This window comes from Gordonia sp. HS-NH1 (assembly GCF_001418765.1).
Taxonomy (GTDB): Bacteria; Actinomycetota; Actinomycetes; order Mycobacteriales; family Mycobacteriaceae; genus Gordonia.
Genome location: NZ_LIYC01000012.1, coordinates 1 through 25,173, shown reverse-complemented (window position 1 = coordinate 25,173; position 25,173 = coordinate 1). Strand labels below are relative to the sequence as shown.

Here is a 25,173-nt window from a genome sequence, read left to right as displayed (position 1 = left end):
AATATCTGATCCGGTGACAGGATGGAGCGCGTGACCGCATCGAATACTGACCTCAACTCCGGACTCGACCTCGAGTGGGTCGACGATTCTGTCCGCATCCAGGACGATCTGTTCGCCCACGTGAACGGTAAGTGGCTCGAGTCGCATGCCATCCCGGAAGACCGCTCGGTCGACGGCGCGTTCCACGTGCTCCGCGACAATTCCGAAGAGAACGTGCGCGACATCATCACCGAGTGCGCGGCGTCGAACCCGGAGAGCGGCTCCGACGAGCAGAAGATCGGCGACCTGTACGCCTCGTTCATGGACACCGACCACATCGAGGCCCTCGGGATCGGCCCGATCACCGGCGAACTGGAGAAGATCGCGGCCATCGACTCGCTCGAGGCGCTCGCCCGGCGGATCGGCCGGCTCCAGCGGCACGGCACGGGTGGCCTGTTCGGCTACTACGTCGACACCGATGCCAAGCAGTCCGACCGTTACCTCGTGCACCTGACGCAGTCTGGCCTCGGACTGCCCGACGAGTCCTACTACCGGGAGGACAAGCACGCCGACACCAGGACGGCATACGTCGCACACGTCGAGCGCATGTTCGCGCTGGCCGGGTTCGACGACGCCGCCGCTCGGGCCGCGGCGATTCTCGACCTCGAGACAGCGATCGCCGGCCGGCACTGGGACGTGGTTCGGCGACGCGATGCCGAGCTCACCTACAACCTCATGTCGTTGGACGAGTTGACCGCCACGGCAGCGGGATTCCCGTTCGCGGAGTGGTTCGGCGGCCTGGGCACCAGCGGCGACGCCACCTTCGCCGAGGTCGTCGTCGCGCAGCCGTCCTTCGTGTCGGGCGTCGGCGAACTCGTCGCCGAGCGCCCGCTGGACGAATGGAAGACCTGGCTGACCTGGCGCCTGCTGCGCTCCGCGGCACCGTATCTGTCCTCGCCGTTCGTCGACGAGAACTTCGACTTCTACGGCCGCACCCTGACCGGCGCGGAGACGAACCGTGACCGGTGGAAGCGGGGCGTCGGGTTCGTCGAGGGCGCGATGGGCTTCGCGGTCGGCAAACTCTATGTAGCCAAGCACTTCCCACCCGAGGCCAAGGCGCGGATGGACGAGCTGATCGCCAACTTGGTGGAGGCCTACCGCCGCAACATCTCCGACCTGCCGTGGATGACGCCGGAAACCCGGGAGCGGGCCCTCGTCAAACTCGGCAAGTTCAACCCGAAGATCGGCTATCCGGCCAAGTGGCGAGACTACAGTTCGTTGACCGTCGACCGTGGCGACCTCATCGGGAACGTGGCACGCGCCTCGTCGTTCGAGCAGGATCGCGAGTTCGCCAAGATCGGTGCGCCCGTCGACCGTGACGAGTGGTTCATGACCCCGCAGACGGTCAACGCCTACTACAACCCCGGCATGAACGAGATCGTGTTCCCGGCCGCGATCCTGCAGCCGCCCTTCTTCGACCCCGACGCCGACGACGCGGTCAACTACGGCGGCATCGGCGCGGTCATCGGGCACGAGATCGGGCACGGCTTCGACGACCAGGGCGCCAAGTACGACGGCGACGGCAACCTCGTCGACTGGTGGACCGACACCGACCGCACCGAGTTCTCCTCGCGGACACGCAAACTCATCGACCAGTACGGGGAGTTCACGCCGACCGGGCTCGATCCCGAGCACAAGGTCAACGGCGACTTCACCATCGGCGAGAACATCGGCGACCTCGGCGGGTTGTCGATCGCTCTCGTCGCGTATCAGATCGCGACCGAGGGCGCCGGGAGCGAAGCGAGCGGGCCCGATGGCTCCGGCGCCGGCTCCGAGCCACCGGTCATCGACGGCCTGACCGGGACGCAGCGCGTGTTCTACAGCTGGGCGCAGATCTGGCGGACCAAGACCCGTGACGCCGAAGCCATCCGGCGCCTCTCGATCGACCCGCACTCACCGCCGGAGTTCCGCTGCAACGGCGTCGTCCGCAACATGGATGCGTTCTACGACGCCTTCGACGTCGAGCCGGGGGACGCGCTGTATCTCGACCCGGCCGAGCGCGTGCGGATCTGGTGAACGACGTTCCCGGCGGCACGGGTCCGCGAGACACGCCTGCGCCGGGCACGGCCGCATCACTGGGTCTGGTGCGGGGGCGCGATCTCACGATCGCGCTGCTGCGGCCGATCGGCGCGGCGGTCCTCCTGCTGACGGGTTATTTCCTGCTGCCCATCAACAAGGCCAGTGACGTCAACTACCTGGGTCTGATCATCGGTGCCGTGGCGTTGATCTGGTTCTGCGTCTGGGAGGTTCGCCGGTTCAGCCACTCGGACCGGCCGGTCGCGACCGCGATGGAGATGCTCGTGGCACTGGCGAGCTTCTACATCGTCGTGTTCGCCACGACCTATTTCCTGTTCTCCGAGTACGACAACGGGAGTTTCAACGAGTCCCTGACTCGTGTCGATGCGCTGTACTTCTGTCTGACGGTCTTCACCACGACGGGGTTCGGCGACATCGCGCCGGACTCGCAGGGCGCCCGGGTCGCGGTGTCGATCCAGATGGCCAGCACGCTGGTGCTGCTCGGACTGGGACTGCGGTTCCTCAACCTGCTGGTCAACGAGCGACGCCAGATCACCGTGCGGTGATCTGGCGTCGCTTGCTCGCCCGCGGCGATTCCGTGGACCCTGGCCGGTCGGCTCAGTAGTCGTCGTCGCTGTAGACGATCATGCCGCGGATGTTGTTGCCCGCCAGCATGTCGTCGTAGGCCTCGTTGATCTGATCGAGACGGTAGGTCTGGGTCACCAGGTCGTCGAGGTTGAGCTTGCCCGCCCGGTACTCGTTGAGCAGCGCCGGGACCTGCGTCCGGGGACTCGCGCCACCGAAGATCGCGCCCTGCACGCGCTTCTGCATGAGAGTGAGATCGAAGAGGTTCATCTGGGCGTCCATAGAGGCGAAGTTGCCCATGCCCACCACGACGACCTGTCCCGCCTTGCCTGTCAGTGCGAGGGCCGGGGCGATCATCGAGCCGTCGATCTCACCGACCGTCAGGATGGTGGTGTTGGCCATCTTGCCCCAGGTGATGTCGCCGATCGCCTCGAGCGCCTCCTCCATCGACGAGAAGGTGTGTGTGGCACCGAGCTTCTCGGCCATCTGCAGCTTGAACGGCACAGGGTCGACGGCGATGACGTTACGCGCGCCGGCCGCGGCCGCTCCCTGCACCGAGTTGATGCCCACGCCACCGATGCCCACGATGACGACGGTGTCGCCGGCGTGGGTTCCGCCGATCTCGACAGCCGACCCCCATCCGGTGGCGACACCACAGCCGAGCAGCGCCGCTGCCTGGAGGGGGATGTCGTCTTCGATCTTGACCAGGGACGCCTGGTTGACGGTGATGTAGGGCGCGAACGTACCGAGCATGCACATCTGCACCAGGGGCACCCCGTCGTGCGTGTACGCGCGGTTGGTGTCGTCGGCGATGGACAAACCGGTCAGCAGGCGCGCACCCTCGTCGCAGATGTTCTGCTGGCCGCGCGAGCACGGCTCACACGTGCCGCAGGCGGGGATGAACGCGGTGACGACGTGATCGCCTTCTTTGAGGCGGGTGACGCCCGGACCCACCTTGGTCACGACACCGGCACCCTCGTGACCTCCGAGTACCGGCATGGGCGCCGGGCTGTCGCCGGTGCGCAGATGGTGGTCCGAGTGGCACAGACCCGAGCTGACGAGTTTGACCTGGACTTCACCCGCGACCGGATCGCCGAGCTCGAACTCCTCGATCTTCCACTCTTCGCCCGGATTGCGCAGAACTGCACCTTTGGTCTTCATTCGTGCTCCTTGCTCGTGCTACCCCGATTCGGGGCGTCAGATATCGCCGTCTGCTTATGCGACGTAGATCACATGGTGGTCCACTGCCGACACTCTCGCAGGCGTTTCACTCGATCCATGGCACAGGATTGGGGGTGACGTTCCAGCCTCTCGATCCGGCGGGGCGCCAGAGGTCACCGGCGACCTCGGGTACGGCTGCACGGTCGACGACAAAACGCGCACAGTCGACGATGTGGGCCGCACAGTCGACGAGAAAGCCGCCCAGTCGACGACCTAAGGCGCACGGTCGACGACGCGGGGTTCGGCGGCGGCGGCACCGACGGTCGACCCGCGTACACCGGAAACCCTTTCCGGGGCAACAGAGTTGACCGATTTCGCGTCTCCGGATCGAGGAAGGGGTTAGCGTCGGGGTATTCCGATTCCGAAGTGTCTGGCTGGTGATCTCATGACTCTCATCGAACACAAGGCGGAGGGCCGGCAGGACTTCTCCTCGTTGCGACAGGGCGGTCTCAACTGGGACTCGTTTCCGTTGCGGCTCTTCGTGAAAGGCAACGCCCGGTTCTGGGACCCGGCCGCCATCGACTTCTCGCAGGACGCACAGGACTGGGTCGAGCTCACCGACGAACAGCGCCGGAGCGCCACCTACCTGGTGAGTCAGTTCATCGCGGGCGAGGAAGCGGTCACCCAGGACATCCAGCCGTTCATGAAGGCGATGGCGACCGAGGGCCGCTTCGGCGACGAGATGTACCTGTCGCAGTTCTGCTTCGAGGAGGCCAAACACACCCAGGTGTTCCGGCGATGGATGGACGCCGTCGGCCTCACCGGCGACCTCCAGGGCTTCGTCAGCGCGAATCCCTACTATCACCAGCTGTTCTACGAGGAGTTGCCGGCGTCGCTGCGCGTCCTCGACCACGACCCGTCGCCGCGCAACCAGATCCGCGCCAGCGTCACCTACAACCACGTGATCGAGGGCAGCCTGGCGCTCACCGGTTACCACGCCTGGCAGAAGGTGTGCACGAGGTACGGGATCTTCCCCGGGATGCAGAAGCTCATCCGGTTCATCGGCGACGACGAGCGCCGGCACATGGCGTGGGGAACGTTCACGTGTCGCCGGCACGTCGCGGCCGACGACACACTGTGGGATGCCGTCGGCGAACGCATGAACGAACTGCTGCCACTCGCACTGGGCATGATCGAGTGGGTCAACCAGCAGTTCGAGGTCCAGCCCTTCGGGCTCGACAACGACGAGTTCCTGGCCTACGCCGCCGACCGCGCCCAGCGCCGGCTCTCGGCGATCGAGTCCGCCCGGGGACGTCCGGTCGCCGAGATCGACCTCGACTACTCCCCCGAGGTGCTCGAAGACGAGTTCGGCGAGGACGACGCCGTCCGCCTGCAGATGTGATCAGCGCGCGTCGAGGTCGATGACGTCCCGGCTTCGCGAACCCACGAACCGCCGGTCGTGGCTCACCAGGAGCAGTCCCGCGCCGTCGGCGACGAGGTCGTCGAGCAGCGAGGCCACGGCACGCGCGGCGACCGGGTCCAGCATCGCGGTCGGTTCGTCGCACAGCACGACCCGCGGCTGTTGCACCACGAGCCTGCCGAGACACGCCCGCTGGAGTTGACCATCGCTCACCTGTGACGGGTAGCGGTCGAGCAGAGCGGGGTCGAGCCCGACGCGGGTCGCGGCACGTTCGACGTCACAGTCGCGTCTCGCGATCGCCGCGGGTTCGGCAACGATCCGGCGCAACGTCCATCGCGGGTTGGTGACCAGCCGTGGATGCTGGGCGATCAGGCCGAGGTCACCGGGGCGCCGGCCGTCCCGCCACTCGACCGTCCCCGCCGCCGGGTCCGCGAGCCCCGCGAGGATGCGCAGCAGCGTCGTCTTGCCACTCCCCGATCGCCCGACCACCCCGGTCACCGAGCCGGGCCCGACGCCGACGTCGAGGCTCTCGAAGACGACTGTGTCTCCGAACCGGGCCGTCAGGCCCGCGCCGACGAGGAGGTCGCCGGCGATCACGGCACCCGCTCGAAGAAGCCCGCAACATAGGCGTCGTCGGACGCCGCGACCTGATCGAGCCGGCGATGGTCGACGATCCGTCCCGACCGCATGACGGCCACCGAATCGCACCCGCGCCGCATCGTCTCCACGTCATGGGTGATGACGAGGACCGCCGCGCCGGCCCGTGCCGTGTCGGTGAGGAGTTCCCAGATCTCGGCGGCGAGCTCGGCATCGAGCGCCGAGGTGGGCTCGTCGGCGACGATCGTGTCCGGGTCACCGGCCAGTGCCGCGGCGATCGCGGCGCGCTGCGCCATCCCGCCGGACAGCTCGTGCGGATACAGCCGGAGTGCATCGGGGTCGAGGTGCACGCGCCGACACAGCTCGACGGCATCCTGCGACCCGCCGAGGATGCCGATCACCTCGTCGAGCTGTGCGCCGACGCTGCGCACGGGCGTGAACGAGGTCGACGCCGACTGGGGAACGTGGCCGACGCGATGCCCGCGAAGGCCTCGCCAGCGGTGGTCGGCGCCGGCGAGTTCGCGATCGGTGAAGACCTCGTCGCCGACCCGAAGCCGTCCGGTCGGCACCGAACCCGGCGGGAGCAGACCGGACAGTACGGCCGCGACCATCGACTTGCCGCAGCCGGACTCGCCCACGAGCGCGGTCATCGATCCGGCGAGTAGGGGCAGCGTGACGTCGTCGAGGACGCGGACCACCGACCGGTTCCACCGATTCCGCGCCACGATGTCGACCGTCACCCCGTCGAGCCCGGCGCTCATCGCCACACCTCACCGACAGGTGGCGACGTGGCGCGTCGCAGCGACGACGCCGCGGCCGCACACGCGAGGGCCGTGAGCATCAGGGCGACGCCGGGCACCACCAATGTCCACCACGCACCGGTGAGGATGTCACCCCGCGCCTGCCCGAGCAGCGTTCCGAGACTCGCGGCGTCCGGGGAGAGTCCGACGCCCAGGAACGACAGCGTCGTCTCGTGCCAGACCGCATGCGGCAGCAACACGGTCATCGCCACCAGCACCTGGCCGCTCACCGCGGGCAACAGATGACGCACGGCGATGAAGGTGCGGGAGGCGCCGGCGAGCCGGGCCGATTCGACCCACCCCGACGACCTCGCCTCGAGCAGCTCGGCTCGCACCACGCGCGCCACGGACGGCCAGTGGGTCAGCGCGATCGACGCGATGATCGCGACCGGTTCACCGCGCCACATCGCGGCGATGACGACTCCGACGACCAGGTGTGGCAAGGCGTTGACGCCGTCGACGACGCGCATGACCACCGCGTCGAACCACCCGCCGACCGTCACCGCACCGAGCCCGACGATGACGCCGAGGGCCGTCGCCAGGACCGCGCACGCGGCGGCGATCAGCAGCGAGATCCGCACACCCTCGGCGGTTCTGACACCGAGGTCGTATCCCGAGTGATCGGTCCCCAGCGCGGCCTGCGCCCCCGGCGGCAGCAGCGAACGAGCGAAGTCGGCGGTCTGTTCGCCTGCGACCACCGGCCACCCGACCGCGGTGACGGCCAGGACCGCCAGCACCACCCACGGTGCGACCACGGCGGCGCGGTGACCGATCGCGGCCCGACGGCGCTCGACCGGCACACCCGTCGCCCCACCGAGGGCCGTCATGCGGTCAGCCCGATCCGCGGATCTATCCACACCGCCGCCGCATCGGACAGCGCCGACCCGAGGAGGACGAGTACGGCCGATCCGACGGCGAGCGCGGCCAGCAACGAGAAGTCCAGCGCCACCGCGGAATCCACGAGCGCCTCGGCGAGACCCGGCCAACCGAAGACGGTCTCGACGATCGCGGCGCCGGCGATCAGCTCGGGCAGGCGGGTGCCCAGGAGCGCGAGCGTGGGCAACACCGACACCGGTACCACGTGCCCCCTGAGCAGCGCCCAACCGTCGACTCCCCGAGCGCGTGCGGCCCGGACCGCGTCCGAGGCGGTGGCATCGACGACGGCGGCCCGCATGGTCAGCAGCAACCACGGAATCATCGACACGGTCAGCGCCAGGTACGGCAACACGGCGTGGGTGAGCAGTCCCTCGACCGAGTAGTCGTCGCCGGGGCGTCGGGCACCGGAGGTCGGAAACCACCCGAGCGTGACCGCGAAGGTGCTGACCAGCACCAGGGACACCACGAACGGCGGGGTCGCGGCGAGCATGGCCGCCAGCGCGGTACACGCCCGGTCGATCAGCCCGCCGCGCCGCATGCCGATGACGGCGCCGCCGAGCACGGCGATCAGGGCCGCGGAGACCAATGCGGCCGTCGAGATCCCGACGGTGAACGGAAGCCGTTGCACCAGCACGTCTCCCACCGCCCGGCCCTGGGTCGCGGACCAGCCCAGGTCACCGTGCAGCAGGGCACCCCACCAGTTCCACCACGCGCTCAGCCAGTGCTGGTCCAGGTCGTAGGCGGCCGCGATCGCCTCCCGCTGCGCGGGGGTCGCCGACTGGTAGTTGTCGCCGAGATGGGCGGTGAGCGGATCGAACGGCGACGCCGCGGCGACGGCGAAGATCCCCAGCGACACCAGGATCGTCGTGGGGATCATCACGAGGATGCGCCGGAGCAGAAGCCGTCCGGCTCGCCGTGCGCGCGAGTTCCCCCGCCGCGACCGTTCGCGTCGCGGCCGCTGCTGGCGTGACCGGTTCGCTGGGTCGACGCCGGGTGCCGACCGGACTTCCGGGGCGAGTGAGGTCATGAGACCGGTTGCCATGACGGCACGTTCCACCAGGGGCCCCAGGTGACGCCGTGCGAGTGCGGCTCCAGAATGGGTGCGTCGTGCCGCCAGCCGTCGCCGCGGGAGGCGTAGGTGTGGTGCAGGAAGGCCAGGAAGACGTAGGACGGCGCGGCCGCGTAGACCTGCTGGATGCGTTGGTACCGCTGATCGTTCTCCGGTCCGGGCGCGCTCGCACGCGCCTCGTCGACCAGCGCGTCGAGTCCCGGAGCGGTGAGGTCGCCGGGGTTCGCGTACCGCGACGAGTTCGCGACTCGCGTGTGCAGGGTGTCGTGGACCTGGGAGTCGATGGCATAGGGCGTCGCTCCCCCACCCAGAAGAACTGCGGCCGTGCTCAATTCGGAGTCGATGTCGTCCCAGCTCGTGCCGCGGGTCAGCACCTCGACGCCGATCCGTTTCATCGACGCGGCGAAGGCCACCGCGAGGTCGCGGCGCAGGGTGTCCTGGGCGTTGTACAGAAGGGGGAACGATGCCCGGTCGGCACCGCGGACCCGGATCCCGTCGGCACCCGGTCGCCACCCGGCCGCGTCGAGTTCGTCCTCCGCACCCTCGGGGTCGAAGTCGAACTGCGCTTCCTCGTCGTAGACGTCCGGCCCGTACACCGAGGCGATCGGCGTGCTGGCGGGTTCGCCGTCGCCGGTGAGCACGTCGTCGACGACGGCCTGCCGGTCGACGCCCAGGTTCATGGCGAGGCGGGCGGCCGGGTCGGCGGTGAACGGGTTCGTGCTCGGCAACGAGATACCGCGCCAGTCAGCGGATTTCACCGTGACCACGTCGATCCCGTCACGTCCCTCGAGGCTCGCGGCGAGCCTCGGCGGCAGGTTGGCACCGTCGATCTCGCCGGCCGCGATCCGTTGTGCGCGCGTGTTGTCGTCGGGAACGTGGGTGTAGACGATGCGTTGGACCGTCGGCCGCTCGCCCCAGTAGTCCTCGCGGGCAACGAGAACGGCCTGATCGGGGTCGAGCGACTCGAGCCGGTACGCCCCGGTGCCCACCGGCTCGGTGTTCAGCGCCCACTCCGCGGCCGGCGCGTCCTCCACCCGCTCCGAGGGCACGACGCCCATGAGCAGGTACGGCGACGGATCGGCGTCGGTGTTCATCCGCACCGTGACCGCCCCGGGCCCATCGGCCTCGACCGCGACGATCGGCGCGAAGTCGGTCGCGATCTCGGACGCGACCCGTGGATCGACGACCGCCCGGTAGGTCGCGACGACGTCGGCGGCGTCGAAAGCGGTGCCGTCGGAGAAGGTGACACCGGTCTTGAGCGGCACCCGCCAGGTACGCGGGGCGACGCGCTCTGGCCGCGACCGGGCAAGGGCCGGGACGAGGTCGGGAACGCGGTCGTCATCGTCCGCGGCCGGGATGAGCAGACCGTCGAAGACGGGCGAGACGCCGAGTTGCGCGTAACCCAGCATCGGGTTGAAGTCGCCGAGTCCCTGGCCCTCCGCGAGCACGATCTGGTCGGTCACGGGCGTGCGGCCCGGGGTCGAGCATCCCGCCAGTGCGACCGTCGCGATCAGCACCGCCAGTCCCGCCGCGGCGAGGCGACGGACGGTGGATGACGATCCACCAACACCTGTGTACACAGACACATGTTCTCCCAGACACGCATTTGCCGCCACCTGAGGCGGTGGTGAACGATGGGCACACCACTGACGCGGGCGACGAGGAGGAGCCGGTGACCGACTTCGACCCAGACTCATTCGACGCAGACTCATTCGACGCCGACTCCTGGGCTGCGCGGTTCATGCTGCTCAGCGACCCGAACCGCCTACGACTCGTCGCGGAGATGCACGCTCGGCCCGGTTCGACGGTCGCCGAACTGGCCACCCGTATCGACATCACGGAGAACGCCGCGTCCCAGTCGATCCGCAAACTGCGCGACCAGGGATGGGTCCGCTCGGAGAAGGCCGGACGGATGGTCCACTACGAGGTCGTCGGCGACGCGATCGTGCATCGCATCCTGCACGACATCATCGGGGTCGGGCACCTCACCGCCGCAGACCGGTCGGATCACGCCCACCCGGTGACAACGGATTAGAACACGTTCTAGTCTGGTCGACGTGGATGTCACCTTCGAAGCGACCAAACGGGAACTGACGACCGATCAGGGCACGCTGCGCTATCACGAGGCCGGCGACGCCGACGCGCCGCCATTGATCCTGTTGCACGGATCCGGGCCCGGTGTGACCGGCTGGCGCAACTACCGCGGAAATCTCGGGCAGTTCGCACAGACACACCGCTGTTTCGTGATCGAGTTCCCCGGGTTCGGGGTCAGCGATGCCGTCGAGGGCCACCCGGTGCTGACCGCCGGCAGTTCGGTCATCCGGTTCATGGACGCACTCGACATCGACAAGGCCGCGATGATCGGCAACTCCATGGGCGGCGTCGTCGGCGTCAACCTGGCGATCAAGAAGCCCGAGCGTGTCGAGAAGCTCGTCACCATCGGCGGCGTCGGCCCGAATGTGTTCAGCCCCAGCCCCAGTGAAGGCCTGCGCCTGCTGCAGGAGTTCACCGACGCCCCGGACCGGGACAAGCTCGTCCGCTGGCTCACGTCGATGGTCTTCGATCGCTCGCTGGTCACCGAGGAACTCATCGCCGAGCGCTGGGAGGCCGCCATCAATCCCGACGCGCAGAAGACGGCGCAGATGATTTACGGCTCAGCGGCATTCGAGATGCAGCAGCAGTTCATGGCCGCCTCCGACACACCGCCGTACTGGGCATCGATGCACAAGGTCGCCTGTCCCACACTGCTGACCTGGGGCCGCGACGACCGCGTCAGCCCGCCGGACATGGCGATGATCCCGATGCGACTCATCCCCGACGCCGAGCTGCACATCTTCCCGAAGTGCGGGCACTGGGTGATGATCGAGGCCAAGGCCGCCTTCGAGGCGACCGTGGGGGCCTTCCTCGCACGGTGATCCACTAACCTCGCCTGCATGGATGGTGTCGACGTCATCGTGTCCCATTGGGCCGTCGCCCGGCCCGAGCTCGATGTCTCGGCGCTCAAGGTGTTCGGCCGGCTCCACCGCAGCTTTCTCGTCTACAAGGCGCGCATCGCGTCCACCTTCGACGAGCACAACATCACCGACTCCGGCTTCGACGTCCTCGCGTGCCTGCGCCGAGCCGTTCCCGACCACCGTCTGACCGCGGGCGAACTCGCCGAGCAGACCCTCGTCACCACGGGCGGCCTGTCGTTGCGCGTCAAACGACTCGAGGACGCGGGGTTCGTGACGCGCACTCGAGACCGTTCGGACGCGCGTGTGGTCTACGTCGAACTGACCCCCGAGGGCGCGGCTCTCGTCGACCGGATCGCCGACGAGCACTTCGCGAAGCTCCGCACCATGCTCGCCGAACTCTCCGAGGACGAGGCCGCCGACCTCGCCCGCCTCCTGGGCGCGCTCGAGCACTCGGCACGATTCGCGGTTCTCGGTGACGGGCTCGATCCCGGCGAAGCGGACCCGATCGCAGCCGTCTGAGCGACGCGCTCAAAACTTTTTCGGGCCGCCCGTGATGGCCGACACATGCGGTGTGACCTGCATCTCTTCCGTTTCGGACGCGTAAATCCCGTGTAACAAGCCCCTGTAGTGGGCTTCTTCGAGGTTGACCTCTTAGCGCTAAGGCTTTACAACTGTCTTAGCGCAAAGATATTTGGTTCGGCTTTCGGCCACCTCCTCTGAACGGATTCACATGCCCCTCGTGACGAGTACCTCCACCCATCCCGGGATCGACGCCCGCGATCTCGACGACCGCATCTACGTCGGCGGGCACTGGGAGGTCGGCGCCGGCGACCTGATCGAGTCCGTGGACCCCGCGACGGGCCGGGTCTTCGCGACGCTGCACGGGGCCACGCCAGCCGACGTCGACACCGCGGTCCGCGCCGGCCTCCGCGCGGCCCACGAAAGCGGTTGGGCGAGTGCACTTCCCCACGAACGCGCGGCGGTGCTGCACCGGATCGGCGACGGGATCGACGCCGCCCGGGATCGCATTGCACGCCTGCAGACCCTCGACACCGGCAAGACCCTTGCCGAGACGTCGGCTCTTGCCGCGAGTGCGGCCAACACCTTCCGGTACATGGCCGCCGCGGCGGAGACCTCCGACGGAGTGCTCACGACCCCGCGCGGCCCGTGGCTCACGATGTCGACGCACCGCCCCATGGGCGTCGTCGGCGCCATCACGCCGTGGAACTCGCCGATCGCCTCCGACGCCCAGAAGCTGGCACCCGCGCTGGCCGCGGGCAACGCGGTGGTCAGCAAGCCGCCGGTCTGGGCGCCCTGGGTGACCCTGCTGCTGGCCCGCATCTGCGAGGGGGCCGGCCTGCCGCGCGGTGTCCTGTCCGTCCTTCCCGGACCGGGCCGGACCGTCGGCGAAACACTGGTCCGCCACCCCGACGTCGCGAAGGTCAGTTTCACCGGCGGGACGAGCACCGGGCGGCACCTCGGCCGGATCGCGGCCGACAAGCTCATGCCGATCACCCTCGAGCTGGGCGGCAAGTCCCCGACCATCGTCTTCGCCGACGCCGACGTCGAGCGCGCCACGCAGGGAGTGCTGTACGGCATCTTCTCCTCCAGCGGGCAGAGTTGTATCGCCGGCTCGCGAGTGTTCGTCCAGCGCAGCATCTTCGAGGCCTTCACCGACGATCTGGTGCGTCGCACCCAGCGACTGCGCATCGGTCCGGGTACCGACCCCGCCACCGACGTCGCGCCGATGATCTCGGCTGCACACCGCGATTCGGTCGCCGCGCAGGTCAGCCAAGCCGTGGCCGACGGCGCCGAATTACGCTGCGGTGGAGTCGTTCCCGTCGACGGTCCGCTGGCGGACGGCTGGTACTACCCACCCACGATCCTGACCGGGGTGTCGAACACCGACCGGATCAGCCAGGAGGAGATCTTCGGGCCGGTCGCGGTGATCATCCCGTTCGACGACGAGGCCGACGTCGTGGCCCAGGCCAACGACACCGTCTACGGACTCGCCTGCGGCGTGTGGACCGAGGACTATCGGCGCGCCCTGCGGCTCGGCGACGCCGTCGACGCCGGAACCGTCTGGGTCAACACCTACAAGCAGTTCTCGATCTCGACGCCGTTCACCGGTCTCCGCGACAGCGGGCTCGGCACCGAGAAGGGACGCGAGGCGATCCGGCAGTACTCCGACCAGAAGAGCATCTACCTCGACCGCAGCGACGAGCCGATCGCGTGGGGTCGCCACCCGTGACCGCTCGGACCGTGCACCCCGACGAACCGCCCACCCCGATGAAAGGACCCACGCCCATGACCGCCCCTGCCTCGATCGACACCGCCCCGATCGACTCCGCCCCGATCGACACCGCCGCAACCGAACAGGCCACCGCGCACCCGTACAGTCCCGCATTCGCCGTCGCCGGTTTCGGATTCGTGTCGGGCGCACTGTCGGTGGACGAGAACGGCGTTGCCGTACCGGGTGTCGAAGCCGCCCTCGACGCGGCGATGGCCCGTCTCGGCGAACGCCTGGCCACCATCGACATGACCCTGTCCGACGTCGTCAAGACCACCTATTTCGTCACCGACGTCTCCCTGCGCGATGCCGCGAACCGCCACTACGAGAGCGTCTTCGACGCACCGCGCCCGGCCCGGTCCTTCGTCGAGGTGGCCGCGCTGCCCTACGGCGCGACCGTCGAGATCGAAGCGATCGCCCACGCGTCCTGACCACAGCCCACGACCCCACCCCAGAACCGAGAGGAACCATCCCATGACCGCACCAGAGAAGACCGTCGCCGACCTCGAGCAGCAGATCGACTCCTGCATCGCCAGCCGAGAGACCCGCCACGAGGACTGGGACACCCTCGGATTCCAGGCCGCCGCCGGCGGTGACCGCTTCAAGCGCGCCCAGATCCGCTACATCGGCTCAGGTGCCACCGGCAACCACGAGAACGACAGCCGGACACTGCCGTCGGACCACTTCACCTTCTCCAACATGCGCCTGCCCGCAGGCGCCGTCGGACCCGAGCACACCCACCACGACGTCGAAGAGGTGTTCTTCGTCCTCGAAGGCGAGCTCGAGGTCGCCGTCCACGACGTGGAGGACGGGACCAAGAAGGCCGTTCGTCGCCTCGGATACCGCGACCTGATCCGCGTCCCCGCCGGCGTCCCCCGCAGCCTCGCCAACGTCGGCGACACCGACGCGCTGTTCTGCGTGATCATCGGCGCCGAGAAGCCGCAGCTGCCCACCTACCCGCCGAGCTCGGAGATGTTCGGCGTCACGCGCTGAACGCCGGCGTTCGCCACCGAACCTGACCACGAGAGGTATCCGCGATGTCCACAGACACCACGAGAGTTCTTCGGGTGCACCAGAAGACCTGGGAGGCCGACGGCGTCACGAGCGTGACGCTCGTCGATCCGTCCGGGGCCGCGCTCCCCGCGTGGGAACCCGGAGCCCACGTTGCACTTCGTCTGTCGGACGGACTCGTTCGGGAGTACTCGCTGTGCTCGGCGCCGGAGGACACGTCACGATGGACCGTGGCCGTCCTCCGGGCCGAGAACTCCCGGGGCGGAAGCACCTACGTGCACGACCGGCTGCCCGTCGGCGCCGAGATCGAGGTCGACGGCCCGCGCAACGCCTTCTCGATCGATACCGATGCCGCACACCACATCCTGATCGCCGGCGGGGTCGGAATCACCCCGATCGTCGCGATGATGCGCCGGCTGGAGTCCGAGGGCAGGTCCTGGCAGATGCTGTACGCGGGCCGGTCACGACGGTCGATGGCCTTCGTCGACGAGGTGGCCGCGCACTCGGCGTCGACCGTTCATGCCGACGACGAGCGCGGCGGATTGCCCGACCTGAGAGCGCTGTTCGAGGACGTCCCGCCCGGATCGGTGGCGTACTGCTGCGGGCCCGGCGCACTGCTCGACGCGGTCGCCACCGTCGTGCCATCGGACATCTCCCTGCGCAGCGAACGTTTCGCCGCGCCCGTCGTCGAGGTGGACACCAGCGGGGACACCGCGTTCGACGTCGTTCTCGACCGGACCGGGCAGCGTATCCCGGTACCGGCCGACAAATCCGTGCTCGACGCACTCGCCGACGCGGGCGTCGATGTCCCCAGCTCCTGCACGGAAGGCATCTGCGGCACCTGCGAGGTCGCGGTCGTCAAGGGCGACCTCGACCACCGCGACTTCGTACTCACCGACACCGAACACGCGAGCGGTCAGATGATGCTTCCCTGCGTCTCACGTTGCCGCTCAGCCGAACTCGTACTCGACATCTAGAGGAATCCCGTGCTCTACTCCCAGCTTCCCGTTCTCACCGACCGGCCGGTGTGCCGTCTGCGCAGCCTGCGGTCGGTCACCCTGAGCGTCCCCGATCCCCTGGCCTCGCGCGATTTCTATCACGAGGTGTGGGGACTGAGCACCGTCGAGGAGGACGGCGACCGGTTCTGGCTCCGCGCCACCGGCACCGAGCACCACGTCCTGAACCTCCGCCGGGGCGACGCGAACGCCCTGGGCGGCTTCAGCTTCGCACTCGGGACACCCCGTGAGGTCGACGACGCCGCCCGCGCACTCGACCGGATCGGTGTACCGCTGCTCCGCGAGCCCGGTCCGCTCGACGACGCCGGCGGCGGTTACGGTCTCGCACTGGTCGATCCGGAGGGACGCACCGTCGAGCTGTCGGCGGACGTCCATGCCGTGTCATCGCAGGAGCCGGCGGGTCGTCGTGCCATCCCGCGCAAGATCGCCCACGTCGTGCTGAACACCACCGACATCGAACGGATCACGGCGTTCTACACCCAGGTCCTCGGAATGCGGGTGTCGGACTGGTCGGAGCGCCAGATGTCGTTCCTCCGGTGCAATTCCGAGCATCACGTCATCGCGCTGAACCAGGCGGCCTGGCCGGCGCTCAACCACGTCGCCTACGAGATGACCTCGATCGACCACTTCATGCGCGGCATCGGCAACCTGCGCTCCCACGGGATCGCCCCGCAGTGGGGACCGGGTCGGCACGGTCCCGGCGACAACACGTTCTCCTATTTCACCGACCCGGCAGGATTGGTCTGCGAATACACGTCCGAGGTCGCGCAGATCGACGAGGACGCCTGGCTGTGCCGGACCTGGCGCCGCACACCGGAACTCTCCGATCAGTGGGGCACCGCGGGCCCGCCGACGACCGCGGTCCGCTCGGCCATGGCCGGCATCCCCGACCACGGCGCGAGCTCCCTGGTGACCCCGCGCGATCCGGACTACTTCATCCATCTGCCCGAGACGGTGGGCGTGGCATGACCACCACCGTCACCGTGCTCGACCGCGTCCACGTCGTCGCGCACCCGTCGAGCCGCGAGATCCGGAGCAGGCACAGCGTGGTGCTGCTCCACGGGATCGGCGGCAGCGCCACGTCGTGCGGCCCGCTTGCCGCGCGGCTGGCCGCCGCCGGTCTCGACTGCTGGTGCCCCGACGCACCCGGATACGGACGTTCGGCTGATCCGCGGCCGGGCATCGGCCCCGTCGAGGAGATGGCCGAACTCATCGAGGTGCTCGTCCCCGGACAGCCGGTCGTACTCCTCGGCACGTCGTGGGGTGGCGTGATCGCCATGGATCTGGCGCTGCGCCGACCCGATCTCGTCACCGCACTCGTCATCGCCGACAGCACCCGCGGTTCCGGCGTCACCACCGAGCGGGCCGCCGGAATGCTCGCGCGCATACCCGATCTCGTCGACCGCGGCGCCGCTGACGTGGCGGCCGACCGCGCCGACGCGCTCACCGCACCGGATTGCGATCCGGCGGTCACCGCCGAGGTCCGCGCCACCATGGCGGGGATACGCGAGCCCGGATTCGCCGCCGCGGCCCGGTACATGGCCGCGACCGATCTCGGACCCGACCTCGTCCGGCTCGCCCGCCCGGCCCTCGTTCTCGTCGGTGCGCACGACACCGCCACCGGCGTCGACGAATCACGCCTCCTCGCCGACGAGATCCCCGGCGCCGAGCTGCGGATCGTCCCCGATGCGGGCCACGCCGCGATCCAGGAGCAACCCGACGTCATCGCCGATCACGTCCTGAGCTTCGTCGGGACGCTGCCGTGAGCGCCGGGACCGTGGTGGTGACCGGCGGCGGACGCGGACTCGGCCGTGCCATCGCCGAACGTCTCGGCGCCGACGGGCACCGGCTTGTGATCGCCGAACGCGACCCGGGCACCGCGTTCGCGGCCGAGGCCGCCTTGCGCGACGCCGGTCATGACGCCCGCGCGGTCGTCACCGACATCGCCGACGTCGACGCCGTCCGCGCGCTCGCCGATCGCCTCGAGACCGACGGCGACCACGTGACCGGCCTCGTCAACAACGCGGCGATCGCCGACGGCGTGGGCGGCGCGACGTTCTTCGACCTCGCCGACGACGAGTTCGGCCGGTTGACCGACGTCAATGTCCGGGGCACCTGGTCGGTCACGAAGTACCTGTGGCCGTTGCTGTCCCGCTCGCGCGGCGCGGTGGTCAACATCGCCTCCGACGTCGCGATGTACGGGTCGCCTCGCCTGGTGCACTATGTGTCGTCCAAGGCGGCGGTCATCGGCATGACGCGATCGATGGCCCGCGACGCCGGACCCCACGGCGTCCGCGTCAATGCCGTTGCGCCCGGCCTGATCCGGGTCGAGGCGACCGAAGGCGTCCCCGAAGACCGCTACCGCACCTACGCCGCCGGACGCGCACTCGACCGCGAACAGACCCCGCAGGACGTCGCCGGGGTGGTCCGCTTCCTGCTGTCCGAGGACGCCGCCTTCGTCACCGGTCAGACCATCGTCGTCGACGGCGGATTCATCTTCCGCTGAGACGCGGTCCCCCGCGCCCAGCCACCCTTCGCCCCGGCCCCCAATCAACCCCGGCCCCCAATCCGCCCCAGCCCCAACCCAGCCCGAGGAGTACCCATGGACCTGCAGCTCGCCGGTCGCCGGCTGCTGATCACCGGCGCGAGCTCCGGGATCGGTCTCGCCACCGCCCGGCTGCTCGCCGAGGAAGGTGCGCGGCTGGCTCTCTGCGCCCGGGACGAGGACCGTCTCCGTTCCGCGACAGCCGATCTCGCCGCCATCACCGATGTGGTCACCGCCTCGTGCGACGTCACCAACCGCGCGTCCGTCGACGCCTTCGTCGCCACCGCCGTGGACCGCCTCGGTGGTCTCGACGGCGTGGTCTGCAACGCCGGGCGGTCGCTCATGCGCACACTCGACGAGACCACCGACGAGGAGATCCGCGACGAGTTCGACCTCAAGATCTTCGGCGCGCTGCACGTCATCCGTGCCACGCGTGCCGCGCTCGCGGCGTCGGACGGCGGCTCCGTGGTGATCGTCAACGCCATCCTGTCCCGACAGCCCGAAACCCGCCTGGCGGTCACCTCGGCAGCCCGGGCGGGCCTGCTGAACCTGTCGAGCTCGCTCGCCGAGGAGCTCGCGAGCGACGGGACGCGGGTCAACTCGGTACTGCTCGGCCTCATCGACACCGGGCAGTGGCAGCGCAGGTTCGCCGCGAGCGGCGCCGAGGACTTCGCGGCCTGGAGCGCGGAGATCGCCGACGACCGCGGAATCGCGCTGGGCCGCTTCGGTTCCGCCGACGAACTCGCCTTCCCCATCGCCACCCTGCTCTCGCCGCGGAACAGCTACACGACCGGCGCAACGCTCGAGGTCGGCGGCGGGGTCCACCGCTATGTCTGACCCAGTCGTGTCCGATCCCAGTCCCGTCCACCCCGGACCAGCCCAGCAACAGGAGACCCATCCGATGACCGAACACACCGGGAACCGCCGCCCGACCGGCGGCGACGTCCTCGTCGACGTGCTACGCCGGCACGGCGTCACCACCGTCTTCGGGGTGATCAGCATCCACAACCTCCCGCTGGTGGAGGCCGTCGACCGCGAGCTCGACTTCGTCGAGATGCGTCACGAGGCGGCCGCGGTGAACGCCGCCGACGGATTCGCCCGCGCGTCCGGCGGTCTCGGCGTCGCACTGACCAGTACCGGTACCGGAGCAGGCAATGCCGCAGGCTCGATGGTGGAGGCACTCACCGCGGGCAGCCGCGTCCTGCACATCACCGGACAGATCGAGAGCGAATTCCTCGCACCCGACCGGCCGGCCGCCAGTCGCGGTGTCATCCACGAGTTCCCGGGCCAGCCGCAGATGCTCGACGCGATCTCGGCGTACGCCACCACCATCACCGAGGCCAAGGACGTCGAGGCCGAACTCGAGACCGCGATCGCGCGGATACTCACCGCACCGTCGGGTCCGGCGAGCGTCGAATGGCCCACGGATCTGCAGTATCTCGCCGCCCCGGATGCCCAGCGGCCGGCGCCGTCGGTCACGGTGTCGACGCCTTCCGCCGACCCCGACGCCATCGCCCGCGCCGCCGACCTTCTGCGCACCGCCGAACGGCCACTGCTCTGGCTGGGTGGCGGCGCGGCCGGAGCGGGTGACCAGGTGGCCGAGCTCGCGCGGAGTCTCGGTGCGGGCATCCTCACCAGCAACTCCGGACGCGGGATCGTCTCCGAGGACGTCCCTCTGGTCATCGGCAACTTCGCCACCACCCCAGCGGTGCGGGCACTGCTCGACGACGCCGACGTACTGCTCGCCGTGGGCACCCATTTCCGGTCGAACGAGACAGCGTCCTATTCACTGTCGTTGCCGGAGAATCTGATCCAGATCGACGTCGAACCGACGACGATCGGACGCGTCTACCCCGCCGCGGTCGGACTCGTCGGCGACGCCGCACAGACGATCACGGCCATCCTCGAGCAGCTCGACGCGGTCGCGACCACCGACGAGTGGCCGGCGCGCGTGACCTCCGTCCGTGAGGAGGTCCGGACAGATCTCGCGACCTACATCGGTGGCTACGCCGAGATCTGCGCCGCGATCCGTGATGCGCTGCCGCGCCGTTCGGTGATCGCCCGCGACGTGACGATCCCATCGAGCCAGTGGGGCAACCGGCTGCTCCCGATCTACGAGCGCGGGACCAACATCTTCCCGCTCGGCGGCGGAATCGGTCAAGGACTCGCCATGGGGATCGGTGCTGCCCATGCCCGACCCGACGTCCCCACCCTCGTGCTGGCCGGTGACGGCGGACTCGCCGTACACCTGGGCGAACTCGCCTCCCTGGCCGGGTCCGGCGCCCCGGTCATCGTGCTCGTCGTCAACGACGGCGGGTACGGAGTGTTGCGGAACATGCAGCAGAAGAACGGCTTCCGACGTTCCGGTGTCGACCTGCACACTCCGCGGTTCGACCTGCTCGCCGCATCGATGGACATCCCCTACCGGCTCGTGCGGGGTCCGGGCGTCATCGCCGAGGCCCTGGCGGACGCGGTGAACCGAGGCGGACCGTCGTTCATCGAGGTGGATGTCGAAGCCATCGAGCCCACTCCCGGCCCGTTCGTCCCGCCCGTGCACGTTCCGTCTGAGCCCGAGCCCTCCGGGACCCAGTCATGACCGCTCCGACCCTCTGGTGGGACGACGAGCTCGCAACGCGGGTGCGTTCCGGTGACCAGGCCCACGTCTTCGCCTCCGGGACCGATGTCGCCGATGCGGTCGCGCTGGCCGTCGAGAACCCGGATCTGGTGCTGAGCCTGATCCTGGCCGAGCCCGCACCCCTCACCGAGGAGACGACGAAGATGCTTCCCTCCGTCCGGGTTCCGACCCTGGTCCTCGCATCCGCGCCGGATGCCGACACCGATCTCGGTGCGGCACAGACGCTTGCGGGTGACATCGACAACGGCGTCTTCGTCGTCCTCGACGGCGCGCCCGTCCCCGCGCACACCGAATGCCGGGAGTCCTTCGAGGAGTGGACCGTCTCGTTCGTCGCGATCGCCGAGGGCCTCGCCGCCCGCGACGGCCGTCTCCTCGCCCAGCCCACACCACTCATCGACGAAGGAGTTCTCCGATGATGACCCGCCCGGCCCGCGAGCCGTACCTCGAGACACACCAAACCCATCCGGAGCCGCTGACACCTTACGAGCTCAAGCTCGCCGGTTCGGTCACCGAGATCTTCACCGCGGGGGCCACGACTCTCGACGAGGTCACCGACGGCCTGAACGCCCTCGGCCTCCACGGACCCGACGGTGGCCCGTGGACCGCCGAGACCTTCCGCGCCGAGATGCGCAGATTGGGGAAATGACATGACCACCACACAGCCCACGTCCGACCAGCGGTCCGCGGGCCGCAGTCGGCCCTCCGCCCGCCGTACTCATACCTACGCCGTGGGCACCCGCCGTCACCTCGACGCCGACGAGATCGCGGCGACCGGCCTCCGGGACCGCTGGTACCCGATCCTCCCCTCACGGATGCTCGAACCCGGGGCCATGGTCCCGGTCCGCCGGCTCGAGGTCGATTGGGTCCTGTTCCGCGACGCGCAGGGACGGGTCCGCATGCTCGAGGACCGCTGCCCGCACCGCAGCGCGCCGCTGTCGGTGGGTCAGCATCTCGGCGACCGCATCGCCTGCGCCTATCACGGCGTACAGGTGGACGGCGAGGGCACCGTCGTGTCGGTTCCGGGGATGCCGGGCTGCGCACTCGAGGGCCGGCGGGCGACGGTGTCGCTGGAGGTGGTCGAGGCGGCCGACACGATCTTCGCCTTCCTGCCGCTGACCGCGGATTCGGTGCCGACCCCGTTCGTCTTGCCGGACCGTCTGTCCGATCCCGAGGTGTCCTGGTTCGGCAACTTCGCCGAGTGGGCGGGCCCGTGGCGGTTCTACATGGACAACGTCCTCGACCCCATGCACGGCGCGTTCTTGCACCGCAACTCGCATTCGATGTTCGGCGGCGACACCTCCGCGCGGTTCCGCATCCGGGAGACCGACCGCGGTTTCTTCTTCGAGAAGACCGACCAGCGCGGCGTCAACTTCGACTGGGTGGAATTCGTCCGCGGATCGATGGACTACGTCGACCTCGAGATCCCGTACGGTCCCGGCGCCGGTCCGGGCGGAGTGTTCGGGATCGTCGGGATGAGCACGCCGATCGACCGGTCGACGTCGGCGATCTTCCATTGGCGCACGCGCCGCGTGAGCGGATGGGAGCGCGAGACCTGGCGGTTCCTGTACCGCACGACGCTGGAGGCCAAGCACTGGGAGGTCCTCGAACAGGACCGGCTCGTCCTGGAGGCGCTCGCCGGTGACGCCGACCGGGAGGAGCACCTCTACCAGCACGATCTCGGGGTCTCCCGGATTCGCCGCATCTATCGCGCCGACGCCGTCGCCCAGGCCGAACGACTCGCGAGCGCGAACGCATGAGCGCCGACGAGACGATGCTGCTGACCGTGGTGTTACGCCACGATCAGAGTCAGGACCTCGAGCAGCTGCAGGGGCGGCTCGACGACCACGACTGGTGGCATGGCTTTCCGCCTGCCGGCTGCGAGATCGTCTCCTGGGTCGTCGCCATGGGGCTCGGACAGGTCGTCACCCTCCGACTCCCGGCCGACCGCCTTCCCGCGGTGAACGTCGAACTCGAACGCCGGGCTTGGGGTGCGTTCGCCACCGACTTCTACCCGACGTACGACTTCGTGCCGGTGCGCGAACGACTGACCCGCGAATCCGACGCCCGACGAGCGGTGACGCCATGAGCCGGGTCGGACATCCCGACGTCGCGGAACCGCCGCGTCGGGACATGTTCAGCAACGCCCGTGTCGTCGGCGACCAGTTCTTCCTGTCGGGGATGCACGCCGGCGGCCCAGACGGCCCGGTCGGGGGCGACGACACCCATGCCCAGGCCGTCGAGACCTTTCGGCGTGTTCGCGCACTGACCGAGGCGTGCGGCGCCACGGTCGACGACATCGTCGCGTTGCGCATCTACGTCACCGACATCGCCGACAAGGCGGCCGTCGGACGCGCCCGGAGCGCGATGTTCTCCGGAGACTTCCCGTGTTCGACCCTCGTCGAGGTGTCGGCACTGGTCGAGCCGGGCCTCAGCGTCGAGGTCGAGGCACAGGGATTCCTCCCGAAGGCCGCACCCGCGGCCGACTAGAATCACTCGAACCGGCGTCAGCCACGCCGACTACACACCGAGGACGCCATCGTGAGCGGACCAACTCTTTCCAACAGCCCCAACAATCCCGCAGCACCCAATCCCTCAGCGGCCATCACCACACCCAACTGGCCGGTGCTGATCCTCGCCTTCGTCGCGGTCGTCCTCGACGGCTACGACACCATCGCCCTGGGCCTCTCGGTGCCGGCGCTCAAGGAGGACTGGGGTGTCCCGGCATCTCACTTCACCCCGGCGCTCTCGCTGACGAGTCTCGGAGTGGCACTCGGCTACATCGCGGTCGGACGGCTCACCGCGCGCTTCGGCTGCCGCAAGGTCATCCTGGCCGCGGTCGTCGTCTTCACCATCGGCAGCATGCTCACGGCCTGGGCCGGCAACATCGTCGAACTGAGCGCGCTCCGCCTGATCACCGGATTCGGTCTCGGCGCAGTCATGCCGGCGGCCGTGGCGCAGGCGACGGCGCTCAACCCCGCCCGGCACCGGCAGTCCATCGCGGTGTTCGTCACGATGGGCATCTCGCTCGGCGCGCTGATCGCCGGTGTCCTCGGGTCACGGCTGGTGACCTCGTACGGCTGGCCGTCGGTGTTCGTCGTCGGCGCGATCGCCTCCGCGCTGCTCCTGCCCTTCCTCTGGCTGTGGCTGCCCGATGAGCGCGCCGTCACCGGCGTGGTCGACGGATCCGACGCCCGTCACCATGCCGCGGTCGCCCGGCTCTTCGACCCGGCCGTCCGCGGACGTACCCTCCTGCTCTGGGGTTTCGCCTTCATGGTGTTCTCGGTCTATTACATCTTCTCGTCGTGGTTGCCCACCCTGCTCACGAGTTACGGGTTCAGCACCGGACTCGCCCCGCTCGGCTCGGCTGCCCTGGGCATCGGGAGCATCGTCGGCGCGGGCATCCTGATCATCGGCGCGACCCGCTTCCGCATGAGCTCCGTGCTCGCGGGGACCACGGTGGCCGCCATCGTCTTCCTGATCCTGTCGGCCTTCCTCGGTGCCGACAAGGCGCTGCTGCTGCTGGTGTTCGGCGGGGTCGGGCTCGGGCTGCAGGCCGGCATGATCGGACAGGCCGCGGTGGCGGTGTCGATCTACCCGCAGGCGACCGCCGCGACCGGAGTCGGCTGGGCGTCCTCGATGGGTCGGCTCGGATCGGTGGTCGGCCCGATCGTCGGCGGCGCCCTGATCGGACTGGGACTGTCCACGAGTGCGATCGTGCTCATCGCCTGCGGCCCGGTCGCGGTCGCACTGGGACTCATCCTGCTGCTCCGTCGCGCGGAACCGACGGTGCCCGACGATACGGCCGGTAGCGAGTCGACCGGATCTGCGCCCCTTCGGGGGCAGGCGGTCGGCGGACAGGCGGTCGGCTGACCGGCCTGACGCGCATCGAGCCTCAGCCGAACGGCGTCTCGACGCCGGCCGTCACCGCCGCGACCACAACAGGTACCCGACCGCGAGCGCGAACACGCCGGGACCCAGACACACCAGATGGTCGCGGGTCACCGCCTCGTCGAGGTCGGCGTCGGAGAGCCCGGCGCGCACCGCGTGCTCGCGCAGGATGAGGCCGGAACGATTAGTGGGTATCGGGATCACGGCACTTGGACGCAGGTCGGCGCCCCTCGGTTCCATCCCCACTCCCAGAGGTGCGAGGAGCGATAGC

Annotated in this window: 28 protein-coding genes; 21 read left to right on the top strand and 7 right to left on the bottom strand. The window is 69.2% G+C overall.

What is annotated here, in order from left to right; translation table 11 throughout:
* Window positions 1-21: 21 nt before the first annotated feature.
* Together AMD30_RS10805 and AMD30_RS10800 are read left to right on the top strand one after the other, a co-directional pair.
* Entirely contained in the window at window positions 22-2,055 is a 2,034-nt protein-coding gene (locus AMD30_RS10805) for a M13 family metallopeptidase (protein WP_055475626.1), read from the top strand.
* A complete protein-coding gene (locus tag AMD30_RS10800; RefSeq protein WP_055475625.1) occupies window positions 2,052-2,621 on the top strand; it encodes a potassium channel family protein in 570 nt (189 codons plus the stop codon). The genes AMD30_RS10805 and AMD30_RS10800 overlap by 4 nt, the downstream gene beginning before the upstream one ends.
* Window positions 2,622-2,673: 52 nt before the next feature.
* Here the strand turns inward: AMD30_RS10800 and AMD30_RS10795 are convergent, their stop codons facing one another.
* Window positions 2,674-3,801, bottom strand: coding sequence for an NDMA-dependent alcohol dehydrogenase (locus tag AMD30_RS10795; protein ID WP_010843300.1), 1,128 nt, complete (start codon window positions 3,799-3,801; stop codon window positions 2,674-2,676).
* Window positions 3,802-4,246: 445 nt separating this feature from the next.
* Here AMD30_RS10795 and AMD30_RS10790 point away from each other — a divergent pair, with 445 nt between their 5' ends.
* On the top strand, window positions 4,247-5,203 hold the full coding sequence (locus tag AMD30_RS10790; protein ID WP_010843299.1) for a R2-like ligand-binding oxidase: 957 nt from the start codon (window positions 4,247-4,249) through the stop codon (window positions 5,201-5,203).
* On the opposite strand, the gene AMD30_RS10785 is transcribed toward AMD30_RS10790, so the two are convergent.
* From AMD30_RS10785 to AMD30_RS10765, 5 genes are read right to left on the bottom strand one after another with little or no spacing between them, the layout of a single operon-like run.
* Window positions 5,204-5,818, bottom strand: a complete 615-nt coding sequence (locus AMD30_RS10785; protein WP_010843298.1) for an ABC transporter ATP-binding protein — start codon at window positions 5,816-5,818, stop codon at window positions 5,204-5,206.
* Window positions 5,815-6,579, bottom strand: coding sequence for an ATP-binding cassette domain-containing protein (locus AMD30_RS10780; RefSeq protein ID WP_010843297.1), 765 nt, complete (start codon window positions 6,577-6,579; stop codon window positions 5,815-5,817). Before AMD30_RS10780 ends, AMD30_RS10785 begins: the two co-directional genes overlap by 4 nt.
* Window positions 6,576-7,445 carry an ABC transporter permease gene (locus AMD30_RS10775; RefSeq protein ID WP_010843296.1) on the bottom strand — a complete coding sequence of 290 codons (870 nt, stop codon included), beginning with the start codon at window positions 7,443-7,445 and terminating at the stop codon, window positions 6,576-6,578. Before AMD30_RS10775 ends, AMD30_RS10780 begins: the two co-directional genes overlap by 4 nt.
* A complete protein-coding gene (locus tag AMD30_RS10770; protein WP_010843295.1) occupies window positions 7,442-8,536 on the bottom strand; it encodes an ABC transporter permease in 1,095 nt (364 codons plus the stop codon). Before AMD30_RS10770 ends, AMD30_RS10775 begins: the two co-directional genes overlap by 4 nt.
* Window positions 8,518-10,143 (bottom strand): ABC transporter substrate-binding protein, encoded by a 1,626-nt coding sequence (locus tag AMD30_RS10765; RefSeq protein WP_010843294.1) that lies wholly within the window; start codon window positions 10,141-10,143, stop codon window positions 8,518-8,520. Before AMD30_RS10765 ends, AMD30_RS10770 begins: the two co-directional genes overlap by 19 nt.
* Before the next feature lie 161 nt (window positions 10,144-10,304).
* Between AMD30_RS10765 and AMD30_RS10760 the strand changes: the two genes are divergently transcribed.
* From AMD30_RS10760 to AMD30_RS10675, 18 genes are all read left to right on the top strand, one after another.
* The gene (locus AMD30_RS10760; protein WP_051129821.1) at window positions 10,305-10,598 is read left to right on the top strand and encodes a helix-turn-helix domain-containing protein; all 294 of its coding nucleotides are present in this window, start codon (window positions 10,305-10,307) and stop codon (window positions 10,596-10,598) included.
* 22 nt (window positions 10,599-10,620) lie between these two features.
* On the top strand, window positions 10,621-11,478 hold the full coding sequence (locus AMD30_RS10755) for an alpha/beta fold hydrolase (RefSeq protein ID WP_010843292.1): 858 nt from the start codon (window positions 10,621-10,623) through the stop codon (window positions 11,476-11,478).
* A gap of 18 nt (window positions 11,479-11,496) precedes the next feature.
* Window positions 11,497-12,036, top strand: coding sequence for a MarR family winged helix-turn-helix transcriptional regulator (locus AMD30_RS10750; protein WP_010843291.1), 540 nt, complete (start codon window positions 11,497-11,499; stop codon window positions 12,034-12,036).
* Between the two features lie 211 nt (window positions 12,037-12,247).
* Complete coding sequence (locus AMD30_RS10745; protein WP_055475624.1) at window positions 12,248-13,768, top strand: aldehyde dehydrogenase; 1,521 nt, start codon at window positions 12,248-12,250, stop codon at window positions 13,766-13,768.
* Window positions 13,769-13,824: 56 nt separating this feature from the next.
* Window positions 13,825-14,238 carry a RidA family protein gene (locus tag AMD30_RS10740; protein WP_055475687.1) on the top strand — a complete coding sequence of 138 codons (414 nt, stop codon included), beginning with the start codon at window positions 13,825-13,827 and terminating at the stop codon, window positions 14,236-14,238.
* Between the two features lie 43 nt (window positions 14,239-14,281).
* Entirely contained in the window at window positions 14,282-14,800 is a 519-nt protein-coding gene (locus AMD30_RS10735) for a cupin domain-containing protein (RefSeq protein ID WP_010843288.1), read from the top strand.
* Window positions 14,801-14,844: 44 nt separating this feature from the next.
* Window positions 14,845-15,795, top strand: coding sequence for a PDR/VanB family oxidoreductase (locus AMD30_RS10730; protein ID WP_197282769.1), 951 nt, complete (start codon window positions 14,845-14,847; stop codon window positions 15,793-15,795).
* A 9-nt stretch (window positions 15,796-15,804) separates the two neighbouring features.
* Window positions 15,805-16,803, top strand: coding sequence for a VOC family protein (locus AMD30_RS10725; protein ID WP_010843286.1), 999 nt, complete (start codon window positions 15,805-15,807; stop codon window positions 16,801-16,803).
* Complete coding sequence (locus AMD30_RS10720) at window positions 16,800-17,600, top strand: alpha/beta fold hydrolase (RefSeq protein WP_055475622.1); 801 nt, start codon at window positions 16,800-16,802, stop codon at window positions 17,598-17,600. Before AMD30_RS10725 ends, AMD30_RS10720 begins: the two co-directional genes overlap by 4 nt.
* Window positions 17,597-18,340, top strand: a complete 744-nt coding sequence (locus AMD30_RS10715) for an SDR family oxidoreductase (protein WP_055475621.1) — start codon at window positions 17,597-17,599, stop codon at window positions 18,338-18,340. Before AMD30_RS10720 ends, AMD30_RS10715 begins: the two co-directional genes overlap by 4 nt.
* A gap of 96 nt (window positions 18,341-18,436) precedes the next feature.
* Entirely contained in the window at window positions 18,437-19,216 is a 780-nt protein-coding gene (locus AMD30_RS10710) for an SDR family oxidoreductase (protein WP_055475620.1), read from the top strand.
* Window positions 19,217-19,280: 64 nt separating this feature from the next.
* Window positions 19,281-20,975 carry a thiamine pyrophosphate-binding protein gene (locus AMD30_RS10705; RefSeq protein ID WP_055475686.1) on the top strand — a complete coding sequence of 565 codons (1,695 nt, stop codon included), beginning with the start codon at window positions 19,281-19,283 and terminating at the stop codon, window positions 20,973-20,975.
* The gene (locus AMD30_RS10700; protein WP_010843281.1) at window positions 20,972-21,430 is read left to right on the top strand and encodes an alpha/beta fold hydrolase; all 459 of its coding nucleotides are present in this window, start codon (window positions 20,972-20,974) and stop codon (window positions 21,428-21,430) included. Before AMD30_RS10705 ends, AMD30_RS10700 begins: the two co-directional genes overlap by 4 nt.
* Window positions 21,427-21,660, top strand: coding sequence for a recombinase-like helix-turn-helix domain-containing protein (locus tag AMD30_RS10695; RefSeq protein ID WP_004018951.1), 234 nt, complete (start codon window positions 21,427-21,429; stop codon window positions 21,658-21,660). Before AMD30_RS10700 ends, AMD30_RS10695 begins: the two co-directional genes overlap by 4 nt.
* A 1-nt stretch (window position 21,661) precedes the next feature.
* The gene (locus AMD30_RS10690; protein ID WP_055475619.1) at window positions 21,662-22,771 is read left to right on the top strand and encodes a Rieske 2Fe-2S domain-containing protein; all 1,110 of its coding nucleotides are present in this window, start codon (window positions 21,662-21,664) and stop codon (window positions 22,769-22,771) included.
* On the top strand, window positions 22,768-23,100 hold the full coding sequence (locus AMD30_RS10685; protein ID WP_010843278.1) for a hypothetical protein: 333 nt from the start codon (window positions 22,768-22,770) through the stop codon (window positions 23,098-23,100). Before AMD30_RS10690 ends, AMD30_RS10685 begins: the two co-directional genes overlap by 4 nt.
* Window positions 23,097-23,501: a RidA family protein gene (locus AMD30_RS10680; protein WP_010843277.1), complete on the top strand. Its 405-nt coding sequence runs from the start codon at window positions 23,097-23,099 to the stop codon at window positions 23,499-23,501. Before AMD30_RS10685 ends, AMD30_RS10680 begins: the two co-directional genes overlap by 4 nt.
* Window positions 23,502-23,552: 51 nt before the next feature.
* Entirely contained in the window at window positions 23,553-24,884 is a 1,332-nt protein-coding gene (locus AMD30_RS10675; RefSeq protein WP_156354219.1) for an MFS transporter, read from the top strand.
* 51 nt (window positions 24,885-24,935) lie between these two features.
* Here the strand turns inward: AMD30_RS10675 and AMD30_RS10670 are convergent.
* Window positions 24,936-25,173 (bottom strand): hypothetical protein (locus AMD30_RS10670; protein ID WP_231632682.1); only part of this gene is annotated, 238 nt, incomplete at its 5' end.